The sequence below is a fragment of the Colwellia sp. MT41 genome (genome assembly GCF_001444365.1).
In the GTDB taxonomy this organism is placed as follows: Bacteria; Pseudomonadota; Gammaproteobacteria; order Enterobacterales; family Alteromonadaceae; genus Colwellia; species Colwellia marinimaniae.
Genome location: NZ_CP013145.1, coordinates 1,515,574 through 1,541,917, shown reverse-complemented (window position 1 = coordinate 1,541,917; position 26,344 = coordinate 1,515,574). Strand labels below are relative to the sequence as shown.

21 protein-coding genes are annotated in these 26,344 nt (G+C 38.9%); 18 read left to right on the top strand and 3 right to left on the bottom strand.

Going from position 1 to position 26,344, the window contains the following annotated elements:
* Positions 1–133: 133 nt before the first annotated feature.
* Together glnS and CMT41_RS06570 are read right to left on the bottom strand one after the other, a co-directional pair.
* Entirely contained in the window at positions 134–1,804 is a 1,671-nt protein-coding gene (gene glnS, locus CMT41_RS06575) for a glutamine--tRNA ligase (protein ID WP_058026686.1), read from the bottom strand.
* Between the two features lie 608 nt (positions 1,805–2,412).
* On the bottom strand, positions 2,413–3,699 hold the full coding sequence (locus tag CMT41_RS06570) for an HD domain-containing phosphohydrolase (protein ID WP_058026684.1): 1,287 nt from the start codon (positions 3,697–3,699) through the stop codon (positions 2,413–2,415).
* A 177-nt stretch (positions 3,700–3,876) separates the two neighbouring features.
* Here CMT41_RS06570 and CMT41_RS06565 point away from each other — a divergent pair, with 177 nt between their 5' ends.
* From CMT41_RS06565 to CMT41_RS06505, 13 genes are all read left to right on the top strand, one after another.
* On the top strand, positions 3,877–5,313 hold the full coding sequence (locus CMT41_RS06565; RefSeq protein ID WP_058026682.1) for a sigma-54-dependent transcriptional regulator: 1,437 nt from the start codon (positions 3,877–3,879) through the stop codon (positions 5,311–5,313).
* A gap of 506 nt (positions 5,314–5,819) precedes the next feature.
* Positions 5,820–7,907: an LruC domain-containing protein gene (locus tag CMT41_RS06560; protein ID WP_058026681.1), complete on the top strand. Its 2,088-nt coding sequence runs from the start codon at positions 5,820–5,822 to the stop codon at positions 7,905–7,907.
* A 47-nt stretch (positions 7,908–7,954) separates the two neighbouring features.
* A complete protein-coding gene (locus tag CMT41_RS06555) occupies positions 7,955–8,437 on the top strand; it encodes a hypothetical protein (RefSeq protein ID WP_058026679.1) in 483 nt (160 codons plus the stop codon).
* Positions 8,438–8,729: 292 nt separating this feature from the next.
* A complete protein-coding gene (locus CMT41_RS06550; protein ID WP_058026677.1) occupies positions 8,730–9,200 on the top strand; it encodes a hypothetical protein in 471 nt (156 codons plus the stop codon).
* Between the two features lies 1 nt (position 9,201).
* Positions 9,202–10,650, top strand: coding sequence for a GumC family protein (locus CMT41_RS06545; RefSeq protein ID WP_057180497.1), 1,449 nt, complete (start codon positions 9,202–9,204; stop codon positions 10,648–10,650).
* Between the two features lie 10 nt (positions 10,651–10,660).
* Positions 10,661–11,755, top strand: a complete 1,095-nt coding sequence (locus tag CMT41_RS06540; protein ID WP_058026676.1) for a glycosyltransferase — start codon at positions 10,661–10,663, stop codon at positions 11,753–11,755.
* Positions 11,749–12,933, top strand: coding sequence for a glycosyltransferase family 2 protein (locus CMT41_RS06535; RefSeq protein WP_057180493.1), 1,185 nt, complete (start codon positions 11,749–11,751; stop codon positions 12,931–12,933). Before CMT41_RS06540 ends, CMT41_RS06535 begins: the two co-directional genes overlap by 7 nt.
* 8 nt (positions 12,934–12,941) lie before the next feature.
* Positions 12,942–13,583: a sugar transferase gene (locus CMT41_RS06530; protein WP_057180491.1), complete on the top strand. Its 642-nt coding sequence runs from the start codon at positions 12,942–12,944 to the stop codon at positions 13,581–13,583.
* A 34-nt stretch (positions 13,584–13,617) separates the two neighbouring features.
* Positions 13,618–14,499, top strand: a complete 882-nt coding sequence (gene yvcK, locus CMT41_RS06525) for a uridine diphosphate-N-acetylglucosamine-binding protein YvcK (protein ID WP_157466292.1) — start codon at positions 13,618–13,620, stop codon at positions 14,497–14,499.
* Positions 14,500–14,661: 162 nt separating this feature from the next.
* Positions 14,662–15,012 (top strand): STAS domain-containing protein, encoded by a 351-nt coding sequence (locus tag CMT41_RS06520; protein WP_057180488.1) that lies wholly within the window; start codon positions 14,662–14,664, stop codon positions 15,010–15,012.
* Positions 15,012–15,815 (top strand): OmpA family protein, encoded by an 804-nt coding sequence (locus CMT41_RS06515; protein WP_057180487.1) that lies wholly within the window; start codon positions 15,012–15,014, stop codon positions 15,813–15,815. Before CMT41_RS06520 ends, CMT41_RS06515 begins: the two co-directional genes overlap by 1 nt.
* Positions 15,816–15,852: 37 nt before the next feature.
* The gene (locus CMT41_RS06510; protein WP_058026673.1) at positions 15,853–17,961 is read left to right on the top strand and encodes an SLBB domain-containing protein; all 2,109 of its coding nucleotides are present in this window, start codon (positions 15,853–15,855) and stop codon (positions 17,959–17,961) included.
* Between the two features lies 1 nt (position 17,962).
* Positions 17,963–18,658 carry a tyrosine-protein kinase family protein gene (locus CMT41_RS06505; RefSeq protein ID WP_058026671.1) on the top strand — a complete coding sequence of 232 codons (696 nt, stop codon included), beginning with the start codon at positions 17,963–17,965 and terminating at the stop codon, positions 18,656–18,658.
* A 301-nt stretch (positions 18,659–18,959) separates the two neighbouring features.
* Here CMT41_RS06505 and CMT41_RS06500 read toward each other — a convergent pair whose 3' ends face one another.
* Complete coding sequence (locus CMT41_RS06500; RefSeq protein ID WP_058026670.1) at positions 18,960–19,934, bottom strand: endonuclease/exonuclease/phosphatase family protein; 975 nt, start codon at positions 19,932–19,934, stop codon at positions 18,960–18,962.
* A 240-nt stretch (positions 19,935–20,174) separates the two neighbouring features.
* Here CMT41_RS06500 and CMT41_RS06495 point away from each other — a divergent pair, with 240 nt between their 5' ends.
* From CMT41_RS06495 to CMT41_RS06475, 5 genes are all read left to right on the top strand, one after another.
* The gene (locus tag CMT41_RS06495) at positions 20,175–21,215 is read left to right on the top strand and encodes a glycosyltransferase family 4 protein (protein ID WP_058026669.1); all 1,041 of its coding nucleotides are present in this window, start codon (positions 20,175–20,177) and stop codon (positions 21,213–21,215) included.
* Positions 21,205–22,515: a lipopolysaccharide biosynthesis protein gene (locus CMT41_RS06490; protein WP_057831849.1), complete on the top strand. Its 1,311-nt coding sequence runs from the start codon at positions 21,205–21,207 to the stop codon at positions 22,513–22,515. Before CMT41_RS06495 ends, CMT41_RS06490 begins: the two co-directional genes overlap by 11 nt.
* A gap of 8 nt (positions 22,516–22,523) precedes the next feature.
* Positions 22,524–23,882 carry an O-antigen ligase family protein gene (locus tag CMT41_RS06485; RefSeq protein WP_058026668.1) on the top strand — a complete coding sequence of 453 codons (1,359 nt, stop codon included), beginning with the start codon at positions 22,524–22,526 and terminating at the stop codon, positions 23,880–23,882.
* A 68-nt stretch (positions 23,883–23,950) separates the two neighbouring features.
* Positions 23,951–25,216 carry a glycosyltransferase family 4 protein gene (locus CMT41_RS06480; RefSeq protein ID WP_058026667.1) on the top strand — a complete coding sequence of 422 codons (1,266 nt, stop codon included), beginning with the start codon at positions 23,951–23,953 and terminating at the stop codon, positions 25,214–25,216.
* Positions 25,209–26,315 carry a glycosyltransferase family 4 protein gene (locus CMT41_RS06475; RefSeq protein ID WP_058026666.1) on the top strand — a complete coding sequence of 369 codons (1,107 nt, stop codon included), beginning with the start codon at positions 25,209–25,211 and terminating at the stop codon, positions 26,313–26,315. The genes CMT41_RS06480 and CMT41_RS06475 overlap by 8 nt, the downstream gene beginning before the upstream one ends.
* The last annotated feature ends 29 nt before the right edge of the window (positions 26,316–26,344 follow it).

Sequence of the window (26,344 nt, the reverse complement as noted above, 5' to 3'; positions counted from 1 at the left end):
GCCAGTAGTAAGTTTAAATAACTTACTACTGGCTTTAGGTAAAAAGAACTCAGCTCAATAACACTCAATACACAGTCAATGCGCGCAATTGCTTTACCCTACTTTGGCTGATGCTTTTAGCAATACGTTCAGGCTATTTACTGATTTTAGCCCAGGTATCTCGCAGACCAACCGTACGATTAAAAATTAGCGCCCCTGGCTCTTTAATATCATTATCTAAACAAAAATACCCCTGACGCTCAAACTGAACAGCAATTTCAGCTTTGGCATCCGCTAATGAAGGCTCAACTTTTACCCCGGTAATCTCGATTAGAGAATCAGGGTTAATTACCGCATGAAAGTCATCTTCTGCGGCTGGGTTTGCCACGGTAAATAATCTATCGTATAAACGCACCGTAGCATCAAGAGACTTAGCCGCATCAACCCAGTGAATTACCCCTTTAGGTTTAGTACCATCTGTTGGGTTTTTACCTAAAGTATCTTCATTGTAAGTACAGTAGACGGTAGTAACATTACCTTGCTCATCTTTATCACAGCGTGTCGCTGTGACTACATAGGCGCCACGTAAACGTACCGCTTTATCAATAACCAAACGTTTATATTTCTTATTGGCTTCTTCTCTAAAGTCTTCTGCTTCTATGTAAAGTTCTTTGCTAAAAGGGACAATCCGTGTGCCCTGACTTTCATCACTGGGATGATTTTTAACAACTAAGTCTTCGCTTTTATCCTCTGGGTAGTTTTCAATAACCAGTTTGATCGGAGCAAGTACAGCCATAGCACGTGAGGCATTATCATTTAAATCTTCACGGATACAAGCTTCTAAAACACTCATTTCAATGGTGTTTTCCATTTTAGTCACACCAATTCGCTTAGTAAACTCACGAATTGAAGCCGGGGTATAACCACGTCGTCGAAAACCTGCAATCGTTGGCATACGAGGATCATCCCAGCCTTCAACCAAGTTTTCTTCGACCAAGGTATTTAGCTTACGTTTACTCATCAGAGTATATTCAAGGTTTAAGCGAGAAAATTCGTATTGATGTGGCGTAGACGGTACGGAGACGTTTTCAATAACCCAATCGTATAAACGGCGGTTATCTTGAAACTCTAAGGTACAAATAGAATGGGTAATGCCTTCTATGGCATCTGACAAACAATGAGTGAAATCGTACATAGGATAAATGCACCACTTATCTCCCGTTTGATGATGATGAGCAAAACGTACTCGATAAATAATAGGGTCACGTAAACAGATAAAGCTTGAGCTCATATCAATTTTAGCACGTAGTGCACATTCGCCTTCTTTGACTTCGCCATTTTTCATTTTGGCAAATAAAGCTAAATTCTCTGCGATAGACGTTTCACGGTAAGGACTGTTTTTACCTGGTTTATTTAAAGTGCCGCGATATTCACGGGTTTCATCCGCAGTTAAGAAACACACATACGCTAAGCCTTTTTCAATAAGCTCAATGGCAAAACCATGTAACTGCTCAAAATAATTAGAGGAATAGCGAACTTCACCTGCCCACTCAAACCCTAACCACAGAACATCTTTTTGAATGGCATGCACATAATCAATATCTTCTTTTTCAGGGTTGGTATCATCAAAACGCAAATTACATTTTCCGTTATAATCTTGGGCGATACCAAAACTCAAACAAATAGCTTTTGCATGGCCAATATGTAAAAAGCCATTTGGCTCTGGTGGAAAGCGTGTTTGCACACTGGTGTGTTTACCGCTAGCCAAATCAGCATCAATGATATTACGAATAAAGTTTGTTGGGCGGTTTTCGGCATCCGACATGAAAATAAACCTCTGAAAAAAACGAATAGCAAGCAGACAAACTTACTCATCTATTTACTATATAAAGTGCATTTTGCGCACCAAGATAGCCGCATTATAGCAAGTGTTTACTAGGGAGAATAGCGTTAGATAAGAGTATATTGCCTAGGGGCGGTAATATTCACCTGCTGATATTCTGTGGTACTAGGTGCCTATTAACTAGGTAGAAACGCCCTAAATATAGCCGCAAATCATGCTATTCTGAGCAAGGTTAGTGGCTATATTAATGTGCATAAATCAAAAAACTTTCTACTTGCTCTTTTTCAATGGCAAGTAGTTTATCAATATGGTACTGCTCTATTTTTGTGCTTTTAGTCAAAGGTGCCTATTAACTAGGTAGAAACGCCCTAAATATAGCCGAAAACCATGCTATTCTGAGCAAGGTTAGTGGCTATATTAATGTGCATAAATCAAAAAACTTTCTACTTGCTCTTTTTCAATGGCAAGTAGTTTATCAATATGGTACTGCTCTATTTTTGTGCTTTTAGTCAAAGGTGCCTATTAACTAGGTAGAAACGCCCTAAATATAGCCGAAAACCATGCTATTCTGAGCAAGGTTAGTGGCTATATTAATATGCATAAATCAAAAAACTTTCTACTTGCTCTTTTTCAATGGCAAGTAGTTTATCAATATGGTACTGCTCTATTTTTGTGCCATTAGTCAACATAGGATTTTTATCGGTATTAACAATATCCTGGGTTAACACCATGCCGACACGTAAATCACTACTATTTAATAAATACTCAACTCGCCCTTCTGCTGAATTTGGCTGTTCATCTAAAAGGGTCAAGTAATGGTCAAGCAACCTTGGGTCAAACATGGTTTTCGCTAATTCTTTAACACGATGTTTGGCCTGTACTGTTGTCATTTTAGCCGGTGATTGACGACCATTGATTAAATTATCGTACATTGAAACGATAGCAATAATACGCGAGCCTAACGGAATTTCGTCAGCCGCTAAATGTTCAGGTGCAGTGCTGCCATTAAAGTTTTCCGGAATGTGTTTTATGATGTCGGCAACAAACGAAAGCTCATCAACCTTATTGAGTAAGTCATAACTTTTTTGATAAAAGCCACTGTAGAGATTTTTTTCATGTTGCGACATAGTATCAATAGGCTTTTTCAGCAAACTTTGCTCGAGTGCTAATTTTCCCGTTTCATACAACAAGCCAGCAATATAAATTTGAAACGTGGTGAGTTTATCGCAAGATTGACTTTCTGCGATTAACCTAGCATGAGCGGCAACACGAAAATTATGGCGAGTAACATCTTGAGTATGTAAACAAATGGTTTCCGCATAAATATCAATAAAGGTCGAAAAAGTTTTTTTGAGCCGAACAAAACCATTGGCTTCTCGCGTGGAAACAAGCAGTAATTTTTTTTTGCTTTTATTGGTTTCTAATTCCAGAGAGCTATTAATAAGCGACAGTTCGGCATTTTTAGCCAAATTTATTTTTAATAACTGCTTAGTTTTTCTTTCATTTAAGTACAGTTCATAAGCACTTGTTAGCTCAGTGATCAATTCTTCATTATGCCATGGCTTTGAAAAATAATGACATATTTTCCCTTCATTAACGGCGGTTACCGTTAAATTAATATCGGCATGTCCGGTGAGTAAAAATCGCTTACAGTGAGGGTTTATATCAATAATTTTCCCTAAGAATGTCGCACCGTCCATAATCGGCATTCTCATATCGGTAAGTATGAGCGGAATATTAGGATTATCTTGGAAAAAGCCAATGGCTTCATTCGCATCTGAAAACAAATACAATTGAAAATGTTTACGTAACACACGGTTTAACGCGTTAAGCACTTCCTTTTCATCATCAAGTATTAGTAATGAAGGTTTGTCCATTTATTAGTCCCTAGCTGGTGAATACGGTTTTCAAACCGCTACCGTCTTTATCATGGCCTTAAAATTATAACTATAGTTTAAGCATTTTAAAAAAAGATGCAAATTGCAAATAACACCTATGATATTGCAAATATCTTCTATGATTAAAAGATAAACTTTTTTAATCGGGCATTTATTATGGAAAATGACAATAACACTTCCCCGCTACCAATTTTATTGCTTGTTGATGATGACATCAATATATTACAAGCATTAAAAAGAGCTTTACACAGTGTTCAGGCTACTATCATTGACTTTAACTCACCACTTGCCGCACTAGAGTATTGCCAAGTAAATCAGCCTGATGTCATTATTTCAGATCAACAAATGCCGGAAATGAATGGTTGCGAACTATTAGAGCATATTAAAAAACGCTGGCCTAACTCCCAGCGTATTATTTTATCTGCCTATCAAGACTTTGACCTTATCTCCGCTGCTTTTAGCTCTGGCGTGGTCGAAAAGTACATTTGTAAACCTTGGATAAATAAAGAACTAAAGTTTGTCGTCGATAAAGCCCTTAGTAGACAAAAAAATATTAGTGTGTCTGCTACTAATGACGGAAATATACCCGTGACTGGCTTAATTAACTTTCACGGCATGGTTGCAGAAGATGAAAGCATGCATGAACTATTTGACAGTATTAGACATGCTTCAAGTACTAATGCGCCCATTTTTATTACCGGTGAAACAGGTACGGGTAAGGAGTTAGTTGCTAAAGCTTGTCATTATGAAAGTTACCATAAAGATCAACCATTTATTGCGGTTAACTGCGCAAATTTTAGTGAAAACTTAATGGAATCGCAACTTTTTGGTCATACTAAAGGTGCCTTTACTGGCGCAATTTCCAATCAAGAAGGTTTATTTTCTGCCGCTAAGCAAGGCAGCTTGTTTTTAGATGAGATAACCACCTTATCAAAGCCGCTGCAAGCAAAATTGTTACGAGTAGTGCAAGAGCGGGAGTTTTCCCCGCTAGGCACAAATGAAGTAATAAAATTTCATGCGCAAATTATATCTGCCTCCTCGAACTCTATTGGACAATCGGTAATAAATGGCGATTTTAGAGAGGATTTATATTATCGCTTAAACGTTATTACCATGGCTTTACCTCCTTTAAGAGAACGAGGCGGTGACCTGGTCCATATCGCCAGCTTTTTTTTAAAAAAATACAACAAAGTAGAATATAAGCATTTTAAAAAATTCTCTCGTAATGCTATTCAAATTATCTGCTCTTATGACTGGCCGGGAAATATACGTCAATTAGAAAATGTAATTCATGGCATGGTGATCCTCAACAGTGGTGAGCAAATAACCTCCGAAATGATCATTAAGTCGTTATCAACGACGGTAAGGAGCTATAGTGCCATTCAACCAACTTCTCCTATTGAAAATATAAAAAACATCTATAGTGCGGATAAGCCACAAGTAAGCCAAAACACCGCTATTCAACCACTTTGGCAAGTTGAAAAACAAGCTATCGAAGCGGCAGTATTGCATTGCCAGGGCAATATCCCCAAAGCGGCGGCCTTATTAGAAGTCAGCCCTTCAACCATTTATAGAAAAAAGCTTAACTGGTAAATAATGACTCTGCCAATATATCAAAGCTCATAGCCTCTTTGCCAAGCGATGATAAAGCCGAGACAAAGAGCTGGCTTTGCTCACTTGCATTAAGTAAGGCTGTTGGTTAACACTAACGAACAATGGAGCTGACACTCTATGATGGCGGCGTTGACAAGGTTCTCTCTGGTTATTCTCATAACTAACGCCGCCATAACCAACAGCCTTACGGTTTAAAGAGCAAACTACATGCCAAAAATATAATAATAACAAATCAATTAGTTATGATTAATTATTATTTTGTACATGGCAAATAAAGAACTATTTTGCAAAATAATCCTTTATTGCAATAAATTAAATACACTAGTGATTTTAACGCTGGCTGAGCGCTTAGAACAAAAAAAGCTAGCTGACTAAACCTTTAAAGACCGGGGTTGCCCTAAGATATATCTTAAAATTTTAAAATAAAAAAACAAACGGATCGCTCCTTGCTTAATTGTTCATAAACAGGGTTGAGGGAGTTTTTCATGATCTATCTGAAAAAAATTCGTATTTTATCTTTCGCGGGTTTAATGATATTTCACTTATCATTAAACGCCGCTCCTTTTGAAAGTTGTCCTTCTAAAGCGTTTTTAATGCAACAGCAAGTTGCGAAACTTTACGGGGTAAACCTAGTGACCGGCAATTACTCACTGCTATCCGATGATTTAGGTACCACGGGTAAAATAAACGCCATTGGTTTTAACTTTCACGACAATTACCTTTACGGCTGGGGCTACGAATGGGGCACCTTAGTGCGTATTGGCAGCGACTACCAAGCGACACCCATTACCTTACTCTATAATCCTGGGGTAAACTTTTATGTCGGTGATATCGCACTCAATGAAAATAGTTATTATTTTTATAAAAAAGGTGCCAGTTATGGTTTATACAAGGTGTCGCTTGATGTGCAATCAGACGATTATATGCAAGTAATTAAAGTCATTGATGGCCAAGCCCTGTCGTTAACCATTTTTGATTTTGCTTTTCATCCTACTAATAACCTGCTGTACACCGTTGATAGAGATGGTCAACTATACCAAATTAATGTCACTAGCGGAGTCGCGACTGCGCTGGCTAATGTCGGCGAGCAAGGTACATTTGGTGCTGTTTATTTTGATATTGATGGCTACTTATATATCAGTCGAAATAGTGATGGCTATGTCTTTATTATTGATGTTGCTGACTCAAATCCACAAGCAACCTTTTTCGCCTATGGCCCCAGTGCCTCGCAAAACGATGGCGCCCGCTGTGCTCTTGCCCCTATTGTTGATGAATCCGTAGCCGCCACCACAGATTACGGTGATGCCCCAGACAGTTATGGTACGACTTTGTTTAGTAATGGTGCTAGACATAGCGTTAGTGATAATTACTTAGGTACTAGTATAACCACTGAGCATAATGCCAAGGTCTACCCTAAAACAGATGAAGATGATGGCATAATTTTCTTAACGCCCTTATTGGCCGGCAGTGATAGCTTGATTCAGGTGCAAGTCACCGGGGCTGGCTACCTTAATATTTGGGCTGATTGGGATCGTGACGGTCAATTTACCGCCGATGAAAAGCTCATCTCTGATAAATATATGGCTGACACCACAGAAGTGATTTTGGTCAATACTCCTTTAACGGCCTTAAATGGTTTTACTTGGACCCGAGCGCGATTTACCACAGTAGCTGCTGTAGTTGCCAGTGGCGGTGTCAGTGACGGTGAAGTAGAGGACTACCGCGTACTTGTGACTAATCCAGGCAATAGCCAAATTCAAGATACCCCTTATTACCTTGCTTTTGAGGACAGCTGGCCAGAGCAAGGTGATTACGATATGAATGACGTAGTTATCCTGCAGAACTCATCATTATTATTAACAGACACCTACGCAGTAAAACAAATAGAATTTCAAGGGGAAGTAAAAGCGCTAGGTGCTTCTTATCATAATGGCTTTGCCATTCAACTAGATAATATACTCGCTAGCAATGTCGACACCAGCTTAGTTCGTTTTGAAATCAATGGTGTGTTACAAGAGAGCAGCGCCATTGAAGAGGGTACTCAATATTTAGTGATTAACATTACTGATGATTTACGCAATCACATTCAATTAAGCCAAGACTGCTTATATTATCGGACCGAGAGTAACTGTAGTAACTCATCCCTGATGACCTTTAGCGTAACGGTGCCGTTTATCACTGCTATTGCCCTTGAACAATTCCCTCAAGCACCTTATAACCCCTTTATATTTGCTCAAGAAAGTACCTACCATGGCGAGCTCTTTTTCCATCCAGGTAGAGCATTAGAAATTCATCTAAAAAATAAAATGCCAAGCTCTAAAGCTGATGTCTCTCTTTTTGGCCTGGCCGACGACAGAACTCAAGTTAGTGGCGAAAATACCTATCAAACCAGCACGGGTTTACCCTGGGCATTGGCAATAAACCCTGGCTCACAAGAAGAGTGGCAGCACCCCAGTGAAATGGTCGACATTTTACACGCATACCCAGACTTTCAAAAATTCATCGAAAGTAATGGTAATAAAGCCACTAGCTGGTTTGCACAAAGTAATGCGGTTAATTCTAAGCTTTATTAACATAACGATTAACAATACCATTGACAATACCAAGAGGAGTTCACCTGATGAAAACGACTTTAATTACCCTTGTACTGGTAACACTGACAATGTTTGGTTGTGGCGGTGATGAGGCAGACAGTGAAGAAAGTAATGTCGTGCCACAAGAAATCCCCGCCACGAGTCCATCAACAGCTAGTCAACCCCAAGCAGTGATAAGCACCAGTGAGTTAATTAGCACGCCAGAGTTTAACTTTATCTCTGTTGTTAAGTTACAGCTAACGTTACCCGCCTCGCCCACCGAAGAAATTAACTACTTTATTAATATATGCACCGACTTTTCTAATGAAAATGATGTTGTTACCATCAATTATAAAAGTTGCAAGTTAAGAGCACGCCTCACCAGACAACAGCAACAATTCACTTTGTCTTTAAGCGTGACCGAGCAAGTATTAATCGCCCAGATTTGGCCCATTGAAAATGACGCCCAACCAATAACTACCTACTGGCATATCGCTGCATCAGGCAATAACTGGCAAATTACTTTCTAAAAAAGTTAGCACTGAGTTCTGCCTCTATCTTTGATTTTGATGGGCAGTATAAAGGACCTGGCTGAGAGATTATTCCTTAAGGAAATTAGTCGCTCTTACAAAGGCTTTACTTTATTGCCACTAAGGTATTTACCGAGCCTAATTGCATTTTAACAAGCAAAACGCAAAAACGATTCAGTAATCGCGATAAAAAAACAACACAGCCAGTAAATATAATAATTAACAACAACTTAAAACATGGCTCGTAACTTGTATATCAGAAGGTATGGTTGCATATATAAGGTGATAGCACATGAATAAAACTTTCTTAAACTGCATTTTTTCGCTTAGCTTACTCACCTGTACTGGCTGTACTTCAACGTTCATCAGTGATTCATTAGCCATAATTGAGCGCGAGGAAAACCGAGAAAATAGCCAAGTGGTTAATACAAAAGTTTTAATGAGTATTCAAGCCTTACGAGCAGCGCAAAAAATGGCCCAGCACATTCATATCACCACTTATACTTTCACTTATGAATTGCATGATAAAGAATTAAACTACCGCAATAGAATCAAACTGGCAAAAATACTAGTACAAAATAAACACCCTATCATCATTAATATCGCCCCGGCTAAAGGAGAAAGTCAACTACAGCAATTAAGCCTTGCGATGAAACGCGCGACAATACTTCGTCAATACGTTGAACGCTTGAATAAAGGGGTAACTATCATCTTTGCCCCTGACCTATCAACTGACACTATTCACTTAAGTATTGGTGCCTAAGATGCAGACATCAATAATTATAAATATTCACCTGATTTTAGCGGCGATATGGCGTCATCGTTATTTGGTTATTTTTCCAATAATAACATTACCACTTATTGCCGTCATCGCCTGCTTCATTACCCCAAGAAATTGGCAAGCGCACACCACAATATTGGTGCAAGAAAGTGCCAAAATGAATCCATTCCTTAAAGACTTATCGGTATCAACAGATTTAGAAAATAGAATAACCACATTAGATACCCTACTTCATAGTCGACATATGTTGATCAATGTTGCGCTAGATTTAGGACTGATTGATGAAGACTCAAGTGACTTACAAAAAGAGAACTTAGTGAAGGAATTGTCTGCGGCGCTTAAGGTAAAACTTATCGGCAAAGATCTGGTTAAACTTATTTACCTTACCGACTCACCTGAAAATATAGTCAATGTTTTACTTATGGTGAGGAAACGATTCTTAGAGACCCTTTTAGCGCCCGAATTATCGGCACTAGACGCATCAGAAACATTTTTAACTGGCCAACTAAAAATAAAAATAGTTGACTTACAAGCAGCAGAATATCGTTTAGCTGAGTTTAAACAATTTAATGCTGAGCATTTACCTCGACTTTATAATACCAATAGCAGCCGTTTTGGCCAATTAAGTGATTTGCTTGAGCAACGAAGAATCGCCTTATCAGGAGCCATTGCCGCCAAAAGAACCATTCGTACCAGACTCGCTCAGGTTGACCCCGTAATGAGTGAGATAGAACAAAGCATAGTGAATACAAAAAGTGAATTGGCCATATTGAGGTCGCGTTACACTGACAGACATAGCCGAGTAGAAATAGCACTGAGAAAATTAACCCAACTGGAAAATGAACGGGTAATTCAAAGTAAAGCATCATACAAAATAAACGAGGTCGACCTAAATCGTTTATGGGAAATAGCCAGCAATATGCAGGATGGCAAGGTTGATAATAATCACCATTTATTACTGGTGTCACAACTGCAAGAACTGCAACTCGCCGATGGTCACGTAGAGCAGATAAAAGAAGAAATACATTCCATCGAAAGACAAACACAACGGTTAAAAGCGTCTCTTGCCGGTACCGGGGAAATGGAAAGACAACTGTTAGAACTTGAAAGAAACCTTACGGTAAAACGGAATCTGTACAGTGATTTACTATACCGCTTTGAAAAGGCAAAAATAACGGGTGCCCTCGGCCGGTTTGAACAGCCTGAGAGAATCAAAATAATCGATGAACCCTTTAGACCTAGCTCTCCGACCAACTTCCCGCTGTCTATTTTTCTCTTAGCCGGCATTATCGGTGGCATTAGTTTAGGTGGTGGCTTAGTGCTATTTGCTGAAATAGCTGACACCTCAATCCGCGGAAAATATCAACTGGAATTAATCACCTCAGCTCCCGTCATAACGCGATTACCCCATATTGGCGTCAATAAAGTATAGGAGAAGCCCGATGAAACCTGTCATTGTTCATGTAGTACAACACTTAAAACCAGGTGGTATAGAAAGTTTTGCGCTAGAATTTCAACGTGCCGCGCAACCCTTTTTTGATGTCCATATTATTTCTCTAGAAAATCACCACGTTAAAGATTATTGGCATAATATTGATTGTGGTCAAAAATTTATCCATATATTAGACAAAAAGCCGGGGTGGCAAGCTAATATTTTCATGCAACTAAAAACATTATTTGAACAAATTAAGCCTATCTATGTGCATACTCATCATATAGGCCCACTGATTTATGGTGGTATCGCGGCAAGACTAGCCAATATTAATCATATTATTCATACCGAACATGATGCCTGGCACCTAGCAGAGTTTCGGCCTAGGTTGCTGCAACAACTTTTTATCACCTTGGTTCGCCCTATTTATGTCGCTGATGCCAACTTTGTTGCTAAACAAGTTAAGCGTTTAATGCCGTCATTAAATCCTATCGTCATTACCAACGGCGTAGATACTGATAAATTTAAACCCTCGGTGCTCAATAAAAACAAACTACGGCAACAGGCTGGCTTACCAAGCCAGTTCAAGTTTATTGGTTGCGCAGCAAGGTTAGAGTCCGTTAAATCACATGAAGTTCTTATTAAAGCCTTGGCTAAACTGCCCAATAATATTGCGTTATTACTTGCTGGTACCGGTAGTTTACAAGCACAATTAGAGCAATTAGTGCTGCAATTACATTTAGAAAATAGAGTTTTCTTCTTAGGTCATATTAGTGATATGACCTCATTCTATCCGTTACTTGATGTTTTTTGTCTATCGTCGAATAACGAAGGTTTACCTTTATCGCCGATGGAAGCTCAGGCGTGTGGGGTGCCCGTGGTGTTAACTGATGTTGGTGGCTGCAAGGAAGCCGTTTGTCGTAAAACCGGCATTATGGTTAAAGCCAATAATCCCACTTTATTAGCACAAGCATTAATACGCTCACTAAACCAAAAAAGTAATCATTCACCCAGACAATTCATCAAAAACCACCGTTCTATCAATAATATGATCAAGCAATACCTTTCATTAATCCAACTAGAGTTAAGGTGTAAGCTATGTTAGACATGATAATGATAACTATCTTCGCAATGGCAATATTTTTAGTGATTTATCACCACCTACTGTATCCGGTGCTGCTCAAATTAGCCACTAGAAATAATAAAGTCCGCCCCCCTAGCATAAAAAAACGTCGTTACATTTTTAGTGCCGAGGACCAAAAATTGAATAGTTTTTCAATTGTTATTCCCGCCTTTAATGAAGCTAAATTCATTGCTGAGAAAATTAGAAACTTAAGCTTTATTGACTATCCAAGTGACAAATATGAACTGATTTTATTATGCGATGGTTGCCATGATGAAACTTATAACATTGCCAAGCAAACCCTTTCTGAGCTTGCTTGCCAAGATTTGAACTGCCAATTGATAAATTTCCAAGACAATCGAGGAAAAGTGGCGGTGCTCAAAGAAGGGGTAATAAAAGCCAAGTTTGATAACATTGTCTTTAGTGATGTTTCGGCATTATTGCCGGTGAATTGTTTACTTATGTTAGATAGCCACTTTACCAATACCCTAGTGGGTGCGGTCTCTGGTGGCTATAAATTCATCAAGAAAGGCACCGCAGGTGAGCAATATTACTGGCAATATCAATCCATGGTCAAAACAAGAGAAAGCTCTCTGGCTAGTGTGTTGGGTGCTCACGGTGCTTTTTATGCATTAAGGAAGTCATGTTATGAAGACATTCCAGCGGACACTATTAATGATGATTTTTTGATCCCCATGAATGTTATTAAGCAGGGCTATCGAGTAATTTACGAACCTCGAGTCGTGGCCATTGAATTAGAGCAAGTCAATTTAGAACAAGATATGACCCGACGTTTAAGAATAGCGGCGGGTAACTTCCAACAACTCATCTATTTACTGCCCTTGTTATCACCAAAGTATGGCTGGAATGCAATAAACTTTGCTTCAGGCAAGGCGTTAAGAGCAATAACGCCTTTTATTTTAGTGCTTATCTTTATCAGCAATATGTACCTAGCTGCCTTTTACAGCTTTTTTCTGGCGCTATTTGTCTGCCAAGTATTGTTATACGGTATGGTCTGGTTAATAAATGTCTTTCACCTAGCACCCAAGTTAAAAGTATTAAAACTACTCTGTTATTTAATCACCGGCTATTGGGTCGCCCTTAAAGGTTGTTTAAAGTTTATCTTTGGGCGACAAGAAAAAGTTTGGACTAAAATTTAGGAGCTACCATGAAACAAACCAGTTTTATTCACCCCGGAATTTCTTTTCTGAAACGAAGTATCGACATAGTTTTTGCCATCATATGCTTGGTACTCACCTGCCCCTTGGCTGTGGTTATAGCCCTGATGATAAAACTATCAACGCCAGGTCCCATTTTTTATTGCCAATTAAGGGTAGGTAAAGTTAAATCAAGAAAAGTAGAACATTTCTACATGATCAAGTTTCGCACCATGATTAATGATGCCGAGGCAGAAACGGGTGCTGTTTGGGCTATCGCTAATGATAAAAGGCTTACCTATGTAGGCAAGTTACTGAGAAAAACCCGACTAGATGAACTACCGCAATTTATTAATGTCATTAAAGGTGAAATGTCGCTGATCGGTCCTCGACCTGAACGGCCTGAAATAGTCAAAAACCTAGAAAAACAAATCCCCTTTTATTCTGAGAGAACTTATCAGATGACTCCTGGAATTACCGGCTTAGCACAGGTTTCTCAGGGCTATGATACCTGTATTGACGACGTTAAAACTAAAATAGCTTATGACTTTGCCTACTCGCTATCACTCACTAAACTAGGTAGTTGGTTATTAATGGATATAAGGATACTTTTCAAAACCTTGCTTATAATGGTACTGGGACGTGGACAATAATCTAGCCACCACAATAAAAGAGCTTGTTAAGCCTATGACAAAGATTAATGTGACTTGCATTGGTGGCGGCCACGGCTTAGGCCACCTTTTAGCAATTATTGATGATTTTGACTTTGTCAATTTAACCGGCATTGTCAGTACTACCGACAATGGCGGTTCTACCGGCCGCTTAAGGGATAGCTGCGCGACAATTTCCTGGGGGGATATTCGTTATTGTTTATCAAGATTAACCAAGCAGGCATCGACTAAATCACTGTTATTTGAATATCGCTTCGATAACCTAGGTGACTTATCAGGACATAGCTTAGGTAATTTGATGTTTTGCGCCGTTGATTCTTTATGCATTAGACCAACAGAAACGGTACAAGTAATGCGAGAGTATTTAGGTATTAAAACAAATATTTTACCTATGTCCGATGCCATAACCCAACTAGTAAGTCATTCATCCGAACATTGCTATATTGGTGAAGTAGAGGTTGATGATAATGTTAGTCAAGAGATCAATAAACTTGGTTTAACCCCTATGGTAAAACCAAGTAAAGAAGTATTACAAAATTTGAAAAATGCCGATGTTTTATTTCTTGGTCCTGGCAGTTTCTATACCAGCACTTTACCAAGCCTATTAATGACCGCCGTAGTTGATGTCATTAACCGCAACAATAATTTGACCGTGTATTTTATCGCCAATGTTAAAGATGAATTTAACAATCAATACGATGAAATACATTATCATCTTGAATTTATTCGAAAGCTTGGACTAGTCAAAAAGATCCATTCCTTGATTCCTCGCCATAGAGTACCTAAGTCTATCGAATTATGTCAGCCATACACAATCGCCGAACTGCCTGCCGATATACATGGTAAACACCAATATAGATTCTACCGGAATCAGTTACTTGCCTTACTAAAACCCTAGTATTTCTCCTGATTTTTTTTCGGTTGCAATTTGCAATCTAATTTGCAATTAAAGACAAACATAAAAATCTACAAAACATAAGCCATTGTATTTTAACTTAAAAATACATGGCATAAACATTGCCATTATATAAATGTGTTAACTTAATTTGTGAGATTAGTTATGTTAAATAAAACCTATGAATTCAATAACGATTTTATTATTAAACTACATGATAACTTTGATGCTGAGGCAGTAAAGATCATGAAAGATGATATAGAAAGGTACAGTAAATTCGCTACTAACATCATATTTGATCTTGAGCATGTTAACTTTATTGACTCCTCCGGCATTGGTGCCATTGTCTTTTTATATAAAAGAATGATCACTAAAGGTTATAGCGTATATGTTATTGGCTTAGCACAACAACCTTTGGAGCTCTTTCAAATGTTGTTTCTAGATAAAACCATAAATTGCTATGAAACTCTCGACGATTACCTAGCGAGTACCACAAATATACTCGTTGCCAGCTAATGCTGATTCGGCCTATTTTATTGTTACTCAGCACTGCCATAGCAGTGTCAGCTTGTAGTTCATCAACAACACTTGATAACAAGACCAGCTTACTTTCAGAGGTTACTTATTCAAAGAGCAGTGAGAAAACGCGTATGCATAACTATATTGTTAGCGCTGAGTCTCGGCTATTGGCATTAGAACAACAGGGCTCTAAAAATTGTATATTGGGACAATTAACCATAGCCGAATCATTGCTAGCGCTAGCCACCCAAGAGCATAACGCAGAGATGGAGAAGGATGCTTTTATAACCTTAGTTGAACTCGACCGGCAAATACGCAAGATTCGTTGTATCAATCAATATATTAATGGCCACATAGGCTGCGGTTATACCAATAAAAGCACAGTGCTTAAACGCTGGTATCGTGAAGCAGATTTTGAGCAATGTAAAAACCCATCGATGGCTAAAAGCAGCATTGATATAAAGCACACTTTTATCACCGAAACACTACATGACTTTGACCAAGACAAAATTAAACCGATATATTATCAATCCCTCAATAGGCTTATTGATTTAATTAAAAACTACCCTAGTGCAAAATTACATATTATTGGCCATACAGATAGCAAAGGAAGCACAGCCTATAACAGTAAATTAAGTCAAAAACGGGCCGATAATGTGGCAAAATTTTTTACTGACCATGGCATTGAGGCATCAAAAATAATTATTGAAAGCCAAGGAGAGCGGAGCCTCAGGGAATTAGAGCGTAGTGATGTTGCCCGAGTGTTTAATCGCTTTACTTCTATTACCTTAGTTTTTTAAATTGTTAGCGATAAACGCACAATCTAGGAGGTTGCTCATGGGTAAATTATCAATGTTTTTTTTAACTTGCTTATTTGTTATGACGAGTTATGTGCAAGCAAGTGACATTACCATTCGCCCTGGCGACGTACTACAAATTGAAATCCCTGGTGAAATAGAATTTGAAAAGCCCTTCCAAGTGAAAAGAGATGGTACTTTACACTTACCTGAGATAGGTAAAATATCCATTGCCGGTAAAACACTAAAGCAAGCCAGCCTAGACCTAGCTCACCTATTAGGTCAAGAATATCGGGCCATCAACAACTTTCAACTGTACTTAATTGAAAGACGCATACCTATCCAGGTATTAGGTTTTGTTAATAATCCCGGCATGGTCGATTTACCTGAGGGGGCGAATGTACAAATGGCGCTACAAAAAGCAGGTGGCGCCAGTTCAGGTGCCCAGCTAGACAGATTACAATTAAATCGCCAGGGTGTAATCACCATTTTTGATTATAAAAAATATTTAGACACCGGCGACTTTTCAATTTTACCGGATATAAGCCCATTAGATATTATTTTTGTCCCAGCATCCCCCTTGATTGGTAATGTACAAATGGATTTTGATGCCGCGACATTATCCGCCAGTGGCGATGGCTCAGCCGCAGAAACGGCAATCAAGGTGTTTGGTGAAGTGATCAAACCCGGCATATTTTCATATAAAGAAGGCAATACCATTGTTGACATGCTGATGAGAGCTGGTGGCGTCACTCGCTATGCCGGTGTAGAACATATCAGAGTCATTAATAATGGCACTCCGCAACTGTTTGACCTAAAGAGATATTTAGATACGGGTGATGCCTCTCTTATACCAAAAATCACCGCGGGCGCAACTTTATTTGTGCCCATACGGGAAGAAGAAGTTAAACGTGGCTTACGAACCGTCTATGTTATGGGGGAGGTGTTCAAGCCTGGAGCATATGAAGCGCCAGCCGGCACTGAGTTTTTTGATATTCTAGCCAATGCGGGTGGGCCCACTCGTTTCGCCGACTCAAGAAAAATCAGAATTATACGCGCTACGGGTCAAGTGGATGCTTTCGATTTACAGGCATTTACCGAAGGGTTAACCCAAGCAGCTATACCAAAAGTGTACCCAGGTGACGCTATCTTTGTACCTGAAAAAACGGATATGAATGAAAAGTCATGGCTTAAAATCACCCCTGATAGAGCCATAAGAGTGATAGGTGCCGTGAACAAACCCGGCCGATATGAATGGGGCGACGAAATGAGTTTTCTTGATATCCTAGCTCATGCTGGCGGCCCAACGCAAGATGCCGATATGTCGCAAATTAGAATAATAAAAAAAGGCCAAAGTAAACGGATGAAGCCCTTCGACTTGGAACACTTCTTTACTGAAGGTGGTGACTTCTCTCTTTTGCCTAAAGTAGGCGCAGGAGACACTATTTATGTCAGTGAGCGGCCTCGTGATGTTATTGATAACAAGGCACGATGGTTGCGCCAATCTCAAGCATCGTCTATTTATGTTTTTGGCCAAGTAGGACAACCCGGTCGATATGCTTTTAATAATAAAATGCATTTTTTAGATATACTTTCCGCCGCTGATGGGCCAAATCAACGAGCAGATATTCATAATATTAAAATTACCCACCGCAATAGCGTGCAAAGCAAAGTAACAACGCTTGATTTAGGCTTGTACTTTGAAACAGGTGATGAGACCTTATTACCCATAGTCAAATCAGGGGACAGTATCTATGTGCCAGAAAGGGACCGACCCTGGTTAGATTATAAAAAAGAACAAACGGTGCGCATCATAGGTGCCGTGGCCAAGCCTGGCCGTTATTTATTTAGCCCTGATATGACATTGTTAGACTTACTGGCTGAATCAGGCGGTCCGACAAAAACGGCCTATTTAGAAAAAATAATGGTGGTTAATATATCTCGCAGTCAAACACAAGAAAATGTTAGTCATATATTTAACTTAGAAGAATTTATTGAACATCCAGATTTTAACACTTTACCCTTAGTGCGTGCTGGCGATACTGTTTTTGTCCCCGATTTATCGCAAAGTAACTGGAATATATTTATGGCTAATGTCAAAGACATCGTTAGTATCGTTTCACTCGTGGCCATTGTGGGAGCGCTATAACATGTCCGTGCTACCTATTCATTATGCTGAAGTTGAAGCTATCTATAATCAAACAATTGGCTCAGGCTATAAAACCTTAGCCGTCACTTCTGCTATAGCAGGCGAAGGAAAAACCACCATAGCGCAAGCGATTGTTGAACGCGCGCAAGTTGTTGGTAAAAAAGTATTACTCGTTGAAATGAACACTTTTAATCCAGCATTGTCTGAAAAATTATTGATGTCGATGAACAACCACGTCGCTGAAAATGAAATTATTGCCATCGAAAGTAAAGGTTATAGCTTGCTGCCAGCCCCGCAAAATATCCGCGATGTCTTACAGTATAGGGAAAGCAAATTTCTGCTTGCCGCGATCAAGCGTTGGTTGGTAGATTTTGACTGTATTATTTTTGATACTTCAGCATTAACATCATTAAATCAAAGTAATATAGCCGCAGAGATCATTAGTGAAGTTTGTCAGGGTACTATATTGGTCATAGAAGCGGGCAGAACCCCCGCAAGTTCAATACAAGAGAGCATTGAAAAACTTAAAAATAAAAAAGTTAATTTAATCGGTTCCGTATTGAATGATAAAAGTAACCCTTCGTTATTAGTCGAGTTGCAGCGAGAAAGCCATCGACTTAACTGGCTATGCCCGGTATTGATGAGCAAGCTAAGAAAAAAATTAGCGTCCACCGTTTTACTCAATGTTTCGATCTAAAGAGAGACTATTTTTATTCCTGCCAATTTAAAGATATCAGAGTAATTATAATACCTTTATTGCCACTCAGCGACGGGGTAAAATATTAAAGTTAAGCATTGCTTAATGTGAATGGTTACTCCCAGTTCAAAATAACAACCTAGACGCTAAGCCTGATAAAATCGTCATTTAGAGCCTTGTCAGCGCATCGAACATAGTCCACAATCTATTTAATATAGAATGACTAAGTACAAAAAAACATACTTATTATCAAGCCGCTGACAAGCTATGATTGACTACTAACTTAATAGACTGGCTATTATTACTTGCTAAAATCAACCTGAGTTTTAACCGCATAATGATCTGACCAACTAAACTGGCTAATACGCTGTCGAGAGCAAATATTTGCTGGTGCTGAAAGCCAAAAGTGATCAATGGCTAAACCAAAAACAGGCAAACTGTAAGGTATATTAGGCCATGAATTAACAAATTCGCTCTTCATGCCCACCATCAGTTTATCCATTCGTCTTGAATGTTTTGATAAATTCAAATCCCCTATCACTAACGACTTTGTCAATGGGGTAGTTTTAAGTGATTGCTTTAATTGGTATAAAGTTTTATTCCTGGTTTGCCATAATTTTTCATTACGTGGCGAAGGCGGATGTAAAGTAAGCAAGTTAATGTCGTTAACCGGCAGTTGCCATCGGCTGGTGATTAAAAAAGCACTATGGCCACTTTTATAATATTTAATATGCGTAAATGGGTAGCGACTAAACAATAGCTGATCGCTAAAAATCTGCTGTCGCTGACTTTCACCACTGACAAAATAAGGAAAATACGGCGTTAACTGCGCTATCAGTTGCCTCTTTGCTTGCTGACTAACGCCTTGTAAGGTAATTAAATGATAGTGTTCCGCTTTAAGATGAGCTATTAACTCAGCTAGCTCATTTTCCCCCTCATGGTACTTGATGTTAAATTGAAAAAAACTAACGGGATCAACACAGGTTTTATTATTAAAGCTGCCGCTGCTATTTAAACAAAGTGCAACAATGAAATTAATCAATAAATAGCCCAGGCAATCTTGCCAGGAGAGTAAGCTAATAAGCACGAACATTAGGACAATGTATATTGGCAAGACAATAAAAGGCGTTGAAAAAGTATTCTCAAGCCACCAAGGTGAGTGCGCCTGTTTCAATAAGTACCAAATAATGCTTGGCAAAAATATGAGTATTGACGCAATAACTAGCGTTATCTCCATAGATACTTGCCCTTTTGACTGAATAATTGTGACTTTCATCCTTAAATGTTAGCGCAAAATACCATACTTCACTGGATAGCTCACCCGCTGCTAAGTTAAAGCGAACAATATCGTCAAATTACTAATTTGCTTTGCAAAGCTCTAACTGGCTATGCATATTGCGATTAAAGTCGTACTTTTAGCCACTAACTATTCTGACACGGGGGCTAGTAAGCTATATTTTCAACTGGCCTGTTTTATGCATTTTAAAGTTATGACACTTTGAATTTTAGGTTTAATATGGCCACTAAAACCCTAACCATAGCTTTACTGCTTGATAGTAGAAACTATGGTGGCATAGAAACTCATGTAGTCAATCTTGCTAGAGGCCTGCATAAATCAGGTCATAATGTGCAAATTATTTTGCTAAACAATTATGGTAAACATCCGGTATTTGAGTCAGATAAATTCCTGCGTTCAATATTGGTAAAACTAGACGGTAACCCAGCGACACTTTATAAATTAATTAAATATTCAGCCATTAATTTAGTACACACCCATGGTTACAAAGCGGGAATTATTGGTCGACTTACTGGCAAATTAGCGAATAAAGCGGTCGTTTCAACTTTTCACTCTGGCGAGAAAGGTAGTATTAAAATTAGACTATACCGCTGGCTTGACCGTATGACAGCCCATTATAGCCCTTGTATTTGTGTCTCTAAACAAATCAAAAAGTCGGCCAATTTAACCGCCGAGGTGATTGAAAATTTTGTCGAATTACCAGAGAAAACCTTAACAGAGACAACACTCGCTAGCCAGATAGCCTTTGTTGGGCGATTAAGCTATGAAAAAGGTCCTGATTTGTTTTTACGCCTAGCCGAGCAATTACCACAGTACCAATTTTCAATATATGGCAACGGCCCTATGTTAAAAGAAATCAGCATGGCGGCAACAAATAACGTGATGTTAATGGGGCACGTTAATTCCATGCAGCAACACTGGTGCAAGATAAACTTGTTGTGTATTACCAGCCGTGAAGAAGGTTTACCGCTGGTTGCCCTTGAAGCTTTGGTGAGAGGGATACCCGTAATTAGTTATGATATTGGTGGCATCTCAGCTGTCGTTATCAATAATATCAATGGCTGGCTAATACCACCCTTAAACGAAGTAGCCTTTATTGACGCCGTTAAACAGGGACAAATGTTGTCAAGTGAGCAACGAAAAAAAATGTCCTGGTCTGCTTATCAACATATTAAAAACAATTTTTCTTCTCACGCCATTATTCCTCAAATTTTCAAGGTTTACCGTAAAGCCTTAATAGGAGGTTCACATGAACATTAGTCGCTATAAAAACCTATTAAACCAATCGGCACTCTATGGCTTAAGCATTTTTCTGATGAAAGGTATTTCCTTGCTCATGCTGCCTGTATATACCCATTACCTGACGCCCGAAGATTATGGCCGACTCGAAGTGTTAGTAGTATTTTCTAATGTGGTCTCGATTATATTAGGTTTTGGCTTAGTAGAAGCATTATATCGATTTGTTGGCTTAGCCGATGGCATCGAAAAAAAGCAACGCCATGCCGCTGAATGTTTATTTATTGCCGGCATTATAGCGATTCTTTCATATGCCTTTTTTCACTTTTACTCTAAAGACTTGGCTTTGTTTTTACCTGGCATCATTACCGAAAATGAACTCTATTTATTAGGCATTGCGCTTTGTGTCGGTGGTTTAATCAATATTCCTTTGGCTTGGTTACGGATCACGGATCGAGCTGGGCTATTCTTTTGTATCTCCATGTTGAAGGTAGTGCTGCAAGTCACACTCACTTTTTATTGGTTAGTCAATGGTTGGGGCATCACCAGTATTTTAGCCGCAGGAGCAGTGTCTGCTGTAATTGTCGCGCTTATTTTATCGGTTATTCAATTAAAGGAAACAAAAATCAGTTTTTCACTGCAGCAAATGAGCAACATACTCTCCTATGCCGGGCCTATTTTTATTGGTGGTGTCGCCACATTTACTTTATCAGGTATGGATAGATGGTTATTGGCAGATCATTTTGGTGCCACAGAAATTGCCACCTATGCTATAGCGATCAAGTTCGCCTTAGTACCAACTCTGCTTATTCAACCTTTTACCCTCTGGTGGTTTCCTAAACGATTTTCGCTACTAAAAGAGCATAATGGTAAGGCCTTAAATGCTCACTTTGCCGTACTTGGTGCCATTATTTCGGTACTCATTTGTGGTGTCATTGGCTTATTAGGCCCGGTATTAATTCAATGGTTAACCCCTGTTAGCTATCACGCTGCCATAGGTATATTACCTTGGCTATTGCTATGCACCCTATTGAAAATGTTAGCCGACTTATTAAACCTTGGCTGTTTTGTCGAAAAAAGCTCCAAAGTGCAAATGAATATTAACTTAGTGGCCAGTGGCTTTGGTGGACTATTGCTTATTATTTTAGTGCCCTTATTTATGATTAAAGGCGCACTTGCAGCGCTCATTATAGCTAATGCTATACGTATGGCACTTTTCTATTATTTCAGTCAACGACAAGTCTATCTACCCTATAAATTGGGTTATTTATTTTCAGCAATCAGTGCCGCTTTTGTTGTGACTTGCATTGGTCAAATAAACTAAGGTGACTTATGACTTATACCCCCTTAAATATTACCGGCCTGGCAATTTTATTAATGCTGTCAACCTTGACATTATACTTATTTCCACACCCTATTATCCTAATTATTATCGGGCTAGCTCCCTTTGTTCTGTGGGGCATGGTCAACTTCTCTTTTGCGATTGTCTTAGCTTTTATTATTTTTTCATTTTTTCGAATTCATGAAGTTTTTCCTATTTTAGAACCGTTGAAACTACCTTTACTATTGGCATTATCAGCGATATTTATCGTTTTTTTACGAGCTAGCATCCTGCAGAACCTTCATGCTTATTGGTGCCCTCAATTTACCTATTTAATTCTCTTTTCTTTGTTGGTAACTATTGCTGTCCCCTTTGCCAGTAATGTCGCGGTGGCAACAAAAGCATGGACAGGGGTTTACAGCAAAATTATATTAATTACCTTTATTATTGCTTGGATGATGCGTAAGGAGAGTCACTTTATTAGCGCAAGCCGTGTCTTTATCTTTGCTGGTGCTGTTGTTGGACTTGTTGCCCTATATAACAAATTCAACGGTATCGGCTTAGTGGAGGGAACGCGGGTCACAATTGGCCGAGATATAGGGTCTTTACTTGGCGACCCAAATGATTTAGCCCTGGTGCTTTTGTATCCTATGGCCTTCGCTATAGCCACTTTTTTAGAGCAATCATTATCTAAATTTGAACGGTTATTTAGCTTGACTACTTTTTGCATTTTACTCTATGCCCTATTAGCGACGCAAAGTCGTGGCGGCTTACTGGGCTTTTTAGCGGTAATAAGTTTATTTGCCTATAAGCGCATACGTTCGAAAGTATTATTGTTTACCGGGGGCGCAATGGCCCTAACTGTTTTATTTACCGTCGCAAAGATCAGTGAAAGAGCATCAGGTGGAGCTGCTGAAGCGGGGATAGACGAGTCGGCCATGGGGCGACTTTACGCCTGGCAAGCAGCATGGAATATGGCGCTGGATAATCCGATTCTAGGAGTAGGCATTAATAATTTTTATTACAATTATTTTTTCTATAGCAGTCATTGGGACGGTTTAAACCATGCCGTTCATTCTACTTGGTTTGGTGTACTGGCCGAGTCCGGCTTTGTTGGGCTAATACTATTTGTTACTTTAATTGTCAGCACTTTACTTATGTCTTTAAAAATGTTGAATACAATCAAGGTTGAAGAGCATACTCCTGGCATACGTGTAGCACTCAATGCTGCTCCTGCTGGAATTATTGGCTTTATCGTTTCTGGCACCTTCTTAACTCAAGGCTTTATCTGGCCAATATATTTACAAGTTGCTTTAGTCATTGCTTTAAATCGTTATCTGCAGTCGATGAGTGGCAGCCGAACGACCTGAAGAGGCAGGGTTCAACTAAAATCAGCTTGGCAATCACTGTGATGTTCAGCACATCTGAGGAAATAAACATGACAGCTTTTAGTAGACAAGATAACAGGGTTAATAGCCGAATTTTATACGTTCACTATGGCGAAAACTGGCTCAGAGGCAGTGAAATTGTCCTGTTAGATTTACTTAACACAGCGAAACAGCATCACTATTCACCCGTATTGTGGTGCAATAGTGAGGTATTAGCAAAGCAGGCGACAAAACTAGGTATTGAGGTAATTATTGATAACTTCGTTTGTCTTGGTTATTGGACCACACCACGGTGGAACTTCCACCAGTATTTTAAATTACTTTTTAAAGCGAAAAAGTTATTACAGCACTATAAAATTTCCTTGGTACACTGCAATAATGGTGCACCTTGCCAATGGATGGTACCTGTTTGCAAATTTATGGCTATGCCCTTACTGCTGCATTTACATGCTAGGTATATGTATAGAGACAGGCTAACGTTATTGTTTCACGGGGCCGATAGCGTCATAGGTGTTAGCCAATCAGTCATTGACATATTTAAGCATAATGAGTTTAACAGCCAACCAGTGGCAGTTATCTATAATGGCATTAACCCACAGCGAATATTAAGCCCTTGCCCGAGGAATATTAGAGCTGAGTTATCGGCAAAAGATACTGACTTTGTCATATTATACCTAGGCTCATTAATTCCTAGAAAAGCAGTAGAGCAATTACTGTATGCACTAGCTAAATTAAAAAATCACTATCAAGTAAAACTTGCCATTGTTGGCTCTGGCAGTGAAGCAGCCAAGTTAACTCATTTAGTTACTCAGTTAAATTTAACGCATAACGTTAAATTCTTTTCAGCGAGCGATAAGGTCGCTGAAATATACTCAAGCAATGCCGATTGTTTTATTTCAGTGCCGTTGGAAGAGGTTTTTGGCCTAACGCTGGCCGAAGCAAGTCTTGCTAAACTGCCCATCATCACCAGTAATATCCCTGGAATTAATGAAATATATACCGACCAGGTAAATGCGCTATTAGTATCACCTAACAACACTGATGAGCTCGTTAACGCAATAAAGTCCTTAATTGACAGGCCACTTTTAAGAAAGAACCTCGCTAGCAAGGCACAAAAACATATAATAAAAATGTTCTCTTTAAAGCGACAGTTCATTGCCTTCAATCTTGTTTATCAATCCTTGTTACAGCGTGACAGCAAGCACAGTATGACGAAACTTATATTTTTACACACTAAGACCTTGCTAATAGCATTTTTAACTAAAGGCTATACCCACATACTGTTAAAGCTTTCATCGGGGAAGAGTCATGATTAAACGTGTGTTAATTTATGATCCTGTGCCTTTTAAGGGGGGCTCTAAAATAGTGATGAAAACAATAGTCGCTGAATTACCTAGCGATATTGAGGTATGGGTTATTTCCAATGACAGCGACTCTTGGTGTAACTTCAATGTACACTTCGTTCCATTGTTTTCTCCTCTTTACCTGCAAAATAAAACCACTGGCATGCTTTACTTTCTAAAGCACTTTGTTTATTTGTTTTCGTTAATCACCAAGATGATGAAACTGAAAAGATTCAGCAAAATAATCGGCTTTTCCGGGCCAAACGTTGATTTTTCACTATATCTGCTCACTGAGATAATTAACATAGATATTATTCAACTTATTCAAGGTGATATTGCTAACTCTAAAGTTGCTGGTTTTGGTTTAACGCGAGCAAAACAGGTGTTTTACTTACCATCCACTTATGCCTCCATTTTCCATGCCTTAAAATGCCATAGTAATAAGGAAAATATAGCGAACAATAAGTATATCCCTTTTGTGAATGGTATTAACTGCTCAACCATCAAAGTAAAGGATACTAATAATAAAAGTAGCGATAAAATTGGCTTTTTATGGGCTGCCTCTTTATTAAAATGGAAGCATATAGAACTTTTTATCGCGGCTATAACCAAGCTAAATAGTAGCTATGAAGATGTTAATAAATATTTTGCCAGCGTTTGCTATATTGAGCCAAAAAATGACAGCTATTTAGATATAGCTGACTTTGCTAAGGTTGATAATATTCACTGGTATGCGGACCCTAACAATTTAAATGAAATTAGAGCAAACTCATCGGTATTTATCTCTACTGCTGAACATGAGCCTTTTGGCCTATCAATTTTAGAATCCATGGCTGCTGGACTAGCCATCGTAATTCCCGCTGATAATGCTTATTGGGATCAACAGCTAACAAATAACTACGATTGCCTAAAATATAGTCCTAATAACATGGAAAGTTTAGTGCAAGTGTTAACCCGACTAATAAATGATCCCACTTTATTATTGAACATTGCTCAGCAAGCTAAACTTAGGGTCCAACACTATTCCCATCGTAGTTGTTATGCCCACATTCTCAAAAGCATTCGCAATTAACAAAATAGCCTTGTCAAAGTGCAAAAATA

Coding starts and splice junctions, on each gene's coding strand:
- glnS (WP_058026686.1), bottom strand. CDS start 1,804: ATGTCGGATGCCGAAAACCGCCCAACAAACTTTATTCGTAATATCATT.
- CMT41_RS06570 (WP_058026684.1), bottom strand. CDS start 3,699: ATGGACAAACCTTCATTACTAATACTTGATGATGAAAAGGAAGTGCTT.
- CMT41_RS06565 (WP_058026682.1), top strand. CDS start 3,877: ATGGAAAATGACAATAACACTTCCCCGCTACCAATTTTATTGCTTGTT.
- CMT41_RS06560 (WP_058026681.1), top strand. CDS start 5,820: ATGATCTATCTGAAAAAAATTCGTATTTTATCTTTCGCGGGTTTAATG.
- CMT41_RS06555 (WP_058026679.1), top strand. CDS start 7,955: ATGAAAACGACTTTAATTACCCTTGTACTGGTAACACTGACAATGTTT.
- CMT41_RS06550 (WP_058026677.1), top strand. CDS start 8,730: ATGAATAAAACTTTCTTAAACTGCATTTTTTCGCTTAGCTTACTCACC.
- CMT41_RS06545 (WP_057180497.1), top strand. CDS start 9,202: ATGCAGACATCAATAATTATAAATATTCACCTGATTTTAGCGGCGATA.
- CMT41_RS06540 (WP_058026676.1), top strand. CDS start 10,661: ATGAAACCTGTCATTGTTCATGTAGTACAACACTTAAAACCAGGTGGT.
- CMT41_RS06535 (WP_057180493.1), top strand. CDS start 11,749: ATGTTAGACATGATAATGATAACTATCTTCGCAATGGCAATATTTTTA.
- CMT41_RS06530 (WP_057180491.1), top strand. CDS start 12,942: ATGAAACAAACCAGTTTTATTCACCCCGGAATTTCTTTTCTGAAACGA.
- yvcK (WP_157466292.1), top strand. CDS start 13,618: ATGACAAAGATTAATGTGACTTGCATTGGTGGCGGCCACGGCTTAGGC.
- CMT41_RS06520 (WP_057180488.1), top strand. CDS start 14,662: ATGTTAAATAAAACCTATGAATTCAATAACGATTTTATTATTAAACTA.
- CMT41_RS06515 (WP_057180487.1), top strand. CDS start 15,012: ATGCTGATTCGGCCTATTTTATTGTTACTCAGCACTGCCATAGCAGTG.
- CMT41_RS06510 (WP_058026673.1), top strand. CDS start 15,853: ATGGGTAAATTATCAATGTTTTTTTTAACTTGCTTATTTGTTATGACG.
- CMT41_RS06505 (WP_058026671.1), top strand. CDS start 17,963: ATGTCCGTGCTACCTATTCATTATGCTGAAGTTGAAGCTATCTATAAT.
- CMT41_RS06500 (WP_058026670.1), bottom strand. CDS start 19,934: ATGAAAGTCACAATTATTCAGTCAAAAGGGCAAGTATCTATGGAGATA.
- CMT41_RS06495 (WP_058026669.1), top strand. CDS start 20,175: ATGGCCACTAAAACCCTAACCATAGCTTTACTGCTTGATAGTAGAAAC.
- CMT41_RS06490 (WP_057831849.1), top strand. CDS start 21,205: ATGAACATTAGTCGCTATAAAAACCTATTAAACCAATCGGCACTCTAT.
- CMT41_RS06485 (WP_058026668.1), top strand. CDS start 22,524: ATGACTTATACCCCCTTAAATATTACCGGCCTGGCAATTTTATTAATG.
- CMT41_RS06480 (WP_058026667.1), top strand. CDS start 23,951: ATGACAGCTTTTAGTAGACAAGATAACAGGGTTAATAGCCGAATTTTA.
- CMT41_RS06475 (WP_058026666.1), top strand. CDS start 25,209: ATGATTAAACGTGTGTTAATTTATGATCCTGTGCCTTTTAAGGGGGGC.